Raw genomic sequence first — 7,744 nt, 5'->3', positions numbered from 1 at the left:
CTGTGTGGCCTAGTCCCGTATGCTCTTGCTGCGCGCGCAATGGTTGGGGGAGAATTACCATTTGTTCAGAAACACCCCGCTGCGGGTCCTGAGCTTAGAGGCATGCTCCGCGGCAGGCTTGCCAGAACAGCGGGCTAGAGGGGTGACAACGATCGCGCAAAACTGGTGGCAATGTGGCACCATCCAACGGCAGGTTTGGTTTAGATGGTTTTGATGCCGGAGTTCGGATGTGGTGGCTTCCATCGCACGCCGGTTCCCTCGAGGTGGTTGGCTTCGACATTCGCTGCGATAAACTGAACCTGCCGCTCTTCGAAGAACCGCCGAAGCTTTTCGTTCGCCTTAGCGGTAATCGGTTTTTTGCCGAGCTCGAATTCGCCCAATGCCTTTTGTGTGATGCCGGCTTTCTTGGCGAGTTCCACCTGGCTCAGTCCAAGAAGGGCTCTCGCAGCCCGGATCAAATCACCAGTCAGCAACGTGGTCATGTCTTGCAGAAACCGGCTTGGGGGAGCTAAGTCAAATATGACGTAAATTACGTCGTTTTTGACTTGAGAATTGTTAATAAACCTGTAAATGAAGACTTCAACGTTGGCGGCTCCCGGTGAGTCGCAAAGTTGACGAGGCTCAACGCGCCAGTACTAAGGTACCAAAGGTATGGAGGCATCGGGATGCACACGAGTGATTCAGTTTTTCAGGCATGGTTTGGGATGTCTCGGACATGTTTTATAGAGAGCCTTCGATGCCTTGCAGATGATCTCGAGAACGTCGATCAGTGCGCTCAGGCGCTATCTCCTGACGTGGCGATCAACACGTGGGCACTGGCAAAGCGCGCTGTACCTTGCCTGATAGGACGCCCGATTGGGCACCCTTCTGTCGCGGATGGAAAACCGGCCGCGTCGAGCGAACTCTTCTATCTCGATCCCGAGCGCGGGATCGCACGGACGATGTCGCGTTGGTATCGGCTGGGCACGCGGGTCGATGTTGAATACTGGAGCGATCGCGTTGCCGGCAATCTATGAAGGTTAAATTTTTCTGCGCTCAGCGCCGAGCTGTCTGAGCCATTCGGAACCTTGAAATTCGAGGAGAGGACAATGCCGACAAGACGTTCTGGCAAACGAACTCGTGTGCCCTGGAAGCCGGAAACGCAAGTCCGCAACACGGCCGTCACGTTACCTGTCTTCATTGCATACTGCGGGATCGCGGCATCGCTCCGAGCTTGGAATATACCGAATTCCAAATTCATCGTGACCCTTCAGGCGAGGGACGATTTCTACTATCCGGTCTATGCGGAGGCGGCCGAGGTCTTTGCTGCTGGAATTTGGCAGCTGCTGGAGTTTACTTCGTGTGCTTACGAGTGGAAGGACCGGTCATTTCGCGATGAGATGCTAGCTCACAGAAATGAAAGAGCGATCTTCATTGCTCCGCCTGACTACAATCTCGATGACGGCGACAGATTATTTTCCGACGCTGTCTTGAATTTGAGCCCGCGGACGAGAAGACATGCAGAGGCGGCGCTTCGACGTGCTGGTCTGCCACCCTCTGACCGGGACGTCGAATTGCTTCTCTCGGAGCCTTGGCCACGGCTGGTAAAGGCTTTCCAGGAGCGTCGCCATCCCATCCTTGCCTTGGAAAGATTGCGAAGTTATCGGCCCGTGCCGGCGAAGCCCGTACCGGAAGTCGCCAATCAGCCGAGGCCGACACTTGCTGACATGCATGGTTATGGGCCTGCGCTCGTTTGGGGAGACAATCTCGCGAAGGACCTCGCCGACTACAAGGCGGGCGTCCTCCCATGGAGCGATGTCGACACCGGAGTCTTACTTTCCGGGCCCCCGGGTATCGGAAAAACGATGTTTGCGAGCGCGTTGGCGAACACTTGCCGTGTGCCGATCATTTACGGGTCGGTTTCTCAATGGCAGGAAGCCGGGGCGCTCGACAATCATTTGAAAGCAATGCGCGCTTCCTTTGCCGAAGCAATGGCGAAAGCTCCGTCGATTCTATTCATTGACGAGATTGATACCTTTGGCGATCGGACGGAGAGGGATCGAAACAGCGGCTATTTCCGAAGCGCGATGGCGGGATTCCTGGAATTACTGGATGGTTTCGATCGTCGCCAGGGCGTGGTCGTGGTTGGAGCTTGTAATTATCCAGACCAGCTCGATCCTGCTGTGCGGCGAGCCGGGCGGTTGGATCGGCACTTCGAGATTACGCTTCCGGATGTACAGTCCAGGCTGTCGATCTTGGGATTTCATAGCGGCATCGTGCTAGATCAATCTCAAGCCGAGAAGTTCGGCATCGCGACCGGGGGTTTGTCGGGTGCCGATATCGAACAACTTGTCCGGGATGCCAAGCGGGCGGCGCGGCGGCGTCGGGAAGCCCTTTCGGGAAACCATGTGATCGAGCAACTGCGGCCGCTGACCGAGCTCACGGAGGAATACGTTCGCGCTCTCGCTGTCCACGAGGCAGGCCACGCCCTCGTTGCAATCGAAATCGGCCACGGGCAGGTAACCGAGGTCAAGATTTCGCGATACAGGATAGACGGCAAATCTGGTGAATTGGGATACGTGCAGTATGGTCAAACTGACGCTCGACCAAAGACAAGTGCCGATTATCTCAATGCGATCGCCGTGTGTCTTGGCGGCATAGCCGCCGAACTGGAAATCTTCGGATCATTTGCAGACGGCTCTTCCGGCTCTGAAACCGCAGACCTGAACAGGGCAACGGAACTCGCGACAATGCTCGAGGGCGGTCTTGGTATGGGGCACACGCTCGTCGTCGAGGGGCATCGACCGGGGCACCTCGAGCGGTTGCGCACTTATAATCCCGAGCTTCGGATGCACGTTCACGACGTCTTGCAGAGGGAGTTCGAGCGCGCGAGGTCGATAATTCAGACCCGCCGGACGGCTCTCGACGCCATCGTCGAACGTTTGATGGAAACGAATGCCATGAAGGGCGATGAGGTCATCGACATCGTACAACGACATAAAATGCCGAGGGTAAGCCTTGCGAAGCTGCCACGTCGCGACATGGGGGCATAGATGGCGAGGAAACGCCGAGGAAGGCGGAGTTATCGTCGCGACACGAAGGGACCTGATAGAAAAAAGTCGCTTGGGTCGGGTCTCGACGAGATCGGCTTTCAGCCGCTTGGACGCCGCATTGTGCTTGAAAGCGCGTGTGATGCGGAAGGACCGTTAAAACACCCAGCTCCGAGCGGTGCCCACTACGACCGTAGCACTGGCCGGATTACAGTCGAGTTCAACAATGGCTCGGCCTTCATGGTACCTGCTCGATCTCTCCAGGGCTTGGTTGAAGCATCCGAGAGTGACATTGCCGAAGTCGAAGTGCTTGGGGAGACGGGCCTTCACTGGGAGAGTCTCGATGTCGACCACGAGATCGCGCTCCTGATCAGCGGAGTTTTCGGCACCCCCAGTTTCATCGCGGAATCTGCGACGCGCGCCATGGAACTGCATAACAAAATGCAAAATTTAACAGTCACCGCCTGGGCTGGCCCCGTTATCGACTATCTCTCGCACAATATTCCCTACAATCATGAGGTGGGTTGGGAACATTACCACATGACCGCCTACGAAGTCGGGTGCTTGGTCCTAGCGGCGCTGGGCCAGGCGGACGAGATCGACGGAGGAGCTAGACCGCGCCTTTCACCCGTACTTTCCGATGTTCCGCCAAGATGGGACGACATATCGACCGCCGTCATTTATGTCGCCGCACAGAACGCGCAGTTGCAGTACCGGCCGTTCAGAAATCGCGTTCCTTCGTCAAAGGCGGACGCCGGTGACGATTCGTCAGAACCCAATATCGCGGCTGCCAACGGAGTTGGTCCAGCCTATGCGACATCCGAGGCATATTCGGTTTTGGAGGCTCTTGGACTCGTGCGGGAAGAGCGTTGGACAAAGGCCGCCGAAACCGTTCTCTGGCGAGACAATCCGAGGGAGTGGAACCTTGAATTTACGAGCGATGCTAGGTTTATCATGGCGGCTTTCGACGCTGCCGCGGCCATCCCTGAGGACATCCGCTCCCAAATAGACACGATTGTTGCCGCAACAAGTGAGGAGACGACGAGGGTGGTGCAGACGCCAAATCTCGAGAATGAAGGTAAATCTGACTTCCCTCCCGATGCCGTTCCGCCAAAAAGGTTACGCAGCATGCTTGAGGATTCCCGACGTCATCATCTTGATGTCTTGTTTTTTCGCCGGTGGCGTTTCAGCGACGGTTGGCTCTCCGCTAACGAGGCGAAATCCACTCTCGAAATTCATCACGATGCCCTGGCAATTTCGATGAGAAAGGCCGTGATGTCGTGGCTCTATCCAAGTCTGCCACTACTGGCCCTTTGACTGGCTTTTCGAGGCGGCGTCCTCTTTTTCCTCTGCCGAATTAGGACAGCATTCATGAAACTCTGGATCATCTCCGACATTCACCTCGAGTTCGGCGAACCTTTTTTGCAGACCCCGCGAGACGACGTCGACGTCCTGGTTTGTGCGGGCGACGTTCTGACCAAAGGTCTCGTCCCGAGCCTTCGATGGCTAGCCGACACGATCGCTCGTGAAATTCCTGTCATCTTCGTTGCGGGCAATCATGACTTCTATGGAGCGTCGATCGAGGAAAGCATTCGGGATTCCCGCGAATTCGCCGCTGGCTTTTCAAACGTCCATTTCCTGGAAAACGACGCAGTCGAGATCGGCGGTGTCAGGTTTATCGGCGGAACCCTTTGGACCGATTTCCGGCTGTTCGGCCGAAATCCCAGTGTCAGCATGTCGTACGCCGAAAGCGGGATGAACGACTTCAAGAAGATCAAGTTCTCAAAGGCACCGTACCGCAAATTCAAGCCGATCCACGCTTACCGGAAGCATATCGAAACTCGGGATTTCATTGCGGCAGACCTGCGCAAGCATACCCGACCGAAGTCAGTTGTCGTTACGCACCACGCTCCGTCTCCACGTGCGATCGCCCTCGGTTTTCGACACGATCCACTCTCCGCCTGCTATGCTTCGGATTTGGAAGACCTGATAACGGAGGCGGGGCCGACATTGTGGGTGCATGGCCACGTGCACCACCGGAATGACTACATCATCGGGTCCACGAGAGTCGTCTCGAATTCGAGAGGATATCCGGGCGAGGCCACTGGTTTCGACCCAACCTTCACGATCAAAATATAGGGCCAAAAAGACGCGCTGTGCCGTGAGCTTCCCCGACCAGTGCTTCGGTGTCTCAATGTTTGAGACACGCATTATGGACGGAAATGCCTTCTATCCGGGCATCGCGACTGCTTATTTATCGTGGCAGCAGGACGAGACTGTCGCGGCGCTCGTTGTTGGTGCCTACGGGGCATGACATCCCGCCTCTCGTCAAAAAATGGAGTGGTATTTCGCAGGTCAACTCGGCGCGGAAACATTCGTATCCCCCGTTTGAGGGATACGTTCTCTCCATAAACTACTTATGATGAACCTCGATATGTTTTGGTATCAGCCTCCGAAAGGTAGGCGCATCGACCGCCTGCGAGAGAATCGGCGCATGTTAGAACAAGGTGTCTCCCGATGAATGGAAAAATTATTTCGAGCTTTAAGACATGTCTGAATTATACAATTATGTTTTTCGCATCTATAACTTCTTTTGTAATAGTAATGCCGCAAACAACATTCGCAGGTGTTTATTATAGTAGCGACCCAGCTGTAGCCAGAGAAGAGCGTGCACAGTACGAATATTTTAAAACCCAATGTCCAGATGACAGAGAGAATGATCTTTACGGAGAGCGTTATTATAGATGCGTAGAAGATTTATTTGATCGTTGGCAGTCGTCTAGGAAAAGTAAAAACGTCGCAAGGCCCGCGCCCAAGAAAGAACGCTCAGTGCGAAAGAAAGAAGGCTACATTGGCAAATCACAAGATGCGGGCAATTTGACCGATCCCGCGAACGTAGAACCTGATCCCGATTGGGCTCGTGATACAAGAAAGCGGATTCTCGACGGCAAAGGGGAGAAGGAGGTTGCCGTCAACCACAACCCCAATCGGCTGGCACCTTATGGTGCCTCGTCGTGCGCTGAGATCAAGCCGGCAGCCAACAGGGGTACGATTGACTGGGACTGGGTCACCGTCAGAAACAAATGCTCCTACCCCTTGAAGGTCCTCACGTGCTATTACGACAAAGGCGAGGATGCCAGATGTGCAACTCACAACAAGAATGCGACCTGGGGCTTATCGGGGACGATCAACCCCGGCGGAATGGTGACTAGCGTGGCGACCTCGAAGCAGTGGCCATGGTTCGTGAAGGTTATCGTCTGCGATATGCGAGACGGAAACAACCTCCTGTGCGTGCCGCCCGAACGTCTCACAAAATAGGAACCCCTAGTCAGCATCAGCGGTGTGCATCGCATCTATCGCCGCAAGGGTGCCTTTGCCATACCGGCCATCGACGACACCCTGGTAAAAGCCGCGGTCGATCAGTCGTTGCTGGAAGGCTTTGAGGAACTCCGGTGCCCAATTGGCCCAACCTGCCTTCAGGTGGTCCCGAGCCACGGAACTCTTCTGCACGGCCAGTTCCGCGAGATCGACAGCAAGGGCAGTGTCCTTTCTGACGCCCTGACCTCGCGAAAACAAAGCCGCGAGATTGAGATTGGCGTAGGTGTTACCGGCCGCGGCCGCCTTCTCATACCAGATGCCAGCCTCACGGTAGTTCTGGCGGACGCCCTTTTCGTCGTGATAAAGGACCCCGATTTCGTTCATTGCTCTCCCGTCGCCTGCGTCGGCAGCTTTCCTGTACCAGGCGAGAGCTTCCTTGTAGTTGCGCTTGACCCCTTTGCCGTCGGCGTAGAGGAGGCCGACATTCGACATGGCAACCCGATTTCCTGCTTCGGCCCCCTTCTTATACCACTCCATGGCCGCGGCATAATCGGGCGGGGTGGAGGTTTGACGAAGCCAGCCCAACTGGTTGAATGCACTATCGTCGCCTTTCTCTGCTGCCATGATGTACCATCTGCTCGCCTCCGTTAGGTCCTTCGGAACTCCTTTGCCGTTTAAGTACAGATAGCCGATATCGCGCATCGCGCCCGTCGATCCATTTTCAGCGGCTTTTCTGTACCACTCGATCGCTTTGAGGGTGTCCTTCTCTACGCCCTTGCCGTATTCATACAATGCCCCGAGGTTCCTCATCGACCCGTGGTGACCGGCCTCCGCTCCTTGCTCGAACCACCGCCTGGCTTCAGGATAGCTTTGCGCGACCCCTTTTCCGTAGTAGTACAAATCCCCAATCTCGTTAGCAGCGTCGCCCAGCTTGGCCGCAGCAAGTACGTAGAACTTCATGGCTTCCGTATAGTCTTGCGGAACGCCGTCACCCTGTTCGTAGGCATTGCCGAGGTTCACCGCGGCCCGCAGGCTTCCTAGTTCGAATGCTTTTCGATACCGTTTCAAGGCGACGTCACGGTTGGCCACTCCGCTTGCGGGATCGTCATAAATATCGCCCATGAGCAGGAATGCATCTGCTGTTGACGCCTGAAGGTACCAATGAATGGCCTTATCGATGTTTTTCTCGACTCCCCAACCATATTGAAACGATAGGCCCGCGCTCTCGGCACCATCGACGCTGCCAGCTTCGGCCGCTTCGATGAATAGTTTGAGGGCTTTTACATCGTCTTCGGCAACGCCCTTGCCACTTTCGTACATCCATCCCAGACGAGCCGTTGCAGCATCGCTACCGCGGTCGCTGGCCCTGCTGGTGGAAGCCAGCGCAGTATCATCGT

7 protein-coding genes are annotated in these 7,744 nt (G+C 55.6%); 5 read left to right on the top strand and 2 right to left on the bottom strand.

Annotated features, from left to right (window positions below; all coding sequences use genetic code 11):
• Positions 1-200: 200 nt before the first annotated feature.
• Positions 201-482 (bottom strand): helix-turn-helix transcriptional regulator, encoded by a 282-nt coding sequence (locus C9413_RS24185; RefSeq protein ID WP_039845250.1) that lies wholly within the window; start codon positions 480-482, stop codon positions 201-203.
• Between the two features lie 183 nt (positions 483-665).
• Between C9413_RS24185 and C9413_RS33780 the strand changes: the two genes are divergently transcribed.
• The 5 genes from C9413_RS33780 to C9413_RS24165 all read left to right on the top strand — a co-directional run bounded on the left by C9413_RS33780 (position 666) and on the right by C9413_RS24165 (position 6,347).
• Positions 666-1,016, top strand: coding sequence for a DUF6634 family protein (locus C9413_RS33780; protein ID WP_082046535.1), 351 nt, complete (start codon positions 666-668; stop codon positions 1,014-1,016).
• Between the two features lie 72 nt (positions 1,017-1,088).
• Positions 1,089-3,032 (top strand): AAA family ATPase, encoded by a 1,944-nt coding sequence (locus C9413_RS24180; protein WP_039845249.1) that lies wholly within the window; start codon positions 1,089-1,091, stop codon positions 3,030-3,032.
• A gap of 120 nt (positions 3,033-3,152) precedes the next feature.
• Positions 3,153-4,346 carry a DUF2442 domain-containing protein gene (locus tag C9413_RS24175; protein WP_348648795.1) on the top strand — a complete coding sequence of 398 codons (1,194 nt, stop codon included), beginning with the start codon at positions 3,153-3,155 and terminating at the stop codon, positions 4,344-4,346.
• 54 nt (positions 4,347-4,400) lie between these two features.
• A complete protein-coding gene (locus C9413_RS24170) occupies positions 4,401-5,168 on the top strand; it encodes a metallophosphoesterase (protein WP_039845247.1) in 768 nt (255 codons plus the stop codon).
• 378 nt (positions 5,169-5,546) lie between these two features.
• Positions 5,547-6,347 (top strand): hypothetical protein, encoded by an 801-nt coding sequence (locus C9413_RS24165; protein ID WP_170250998.1) that lies wholly within the window; start codon positions 5,547-5,549, stop codon positions 6,345-6,347.
• 6 nt (positions 6,348-6,353) lie between these two features.
• On the opposite strand, the gene C9413_RS24160 is transcribed toward C9413_RS24165, so the two are convergent.
• Positions 6,354-7,744: SEL1-like repeat protein (locus C9413_RS24160; RefSeq protein WP_170250997.1), on the bottom strand; the 1,391-nt coding region annotated here is incomplete at its 5' end.

This window comes from Rhizobium sp. SEMIA 4085 (genome assembly GCF_013004495.1).
Classification (GTDB): Bacteria; Pseudomonadota; Alphaproteobacteria; order Rhizobiales; family Rhizobiaceae; genus Rhizobium; species Rhizobium gallicum.
The sequence above is the reverse complement of the archived record's forward strand: the minus strand, read 5'-3'. Positions and strand labels throughout refer to the sequence as shown.

What these genes read in the sequence shown, in the direction of transcription:
- C9413_RS24180 (WP_039845249.1), top strand. Translation starts at nt 1,089, where the DNA reads ATGCCGACAAGACGTTCTGGCAAACGAACTCGTGTGCCCTGGAAGCCG.
- C9413_RS24165 (WP_170250998.1), top strand. Translation starts at nt 5,547, where the DNA reads ATGAATGGAAAAATTATTTCGAGCTTTAAGACATGTCTGAATTATACA.
- C9413_RS33780 (WP_082046535.1), top strand. Translation starts at nt 666, where the DNA reads ATGCACACGAGTGATTCAGTTTTTCAGGCATGGTTTGGGATGTCTCGG.
- C9413_RS24170 (WP_039845247.1), top strand. Translation starts at nt 4,401, where the DNA reads ATGAAACTCTGGATCATCTCCGACATTCACCTCGAGTTCGGCGAACCT.
- C9413_RS24185 (WP_039845250.1), bottom strand. Translation starts at nt 482, where the DNA reads ATGACCACGTTGCTGACTGGTGATTTGATCCGGGCTGCGAGAGCCCTT.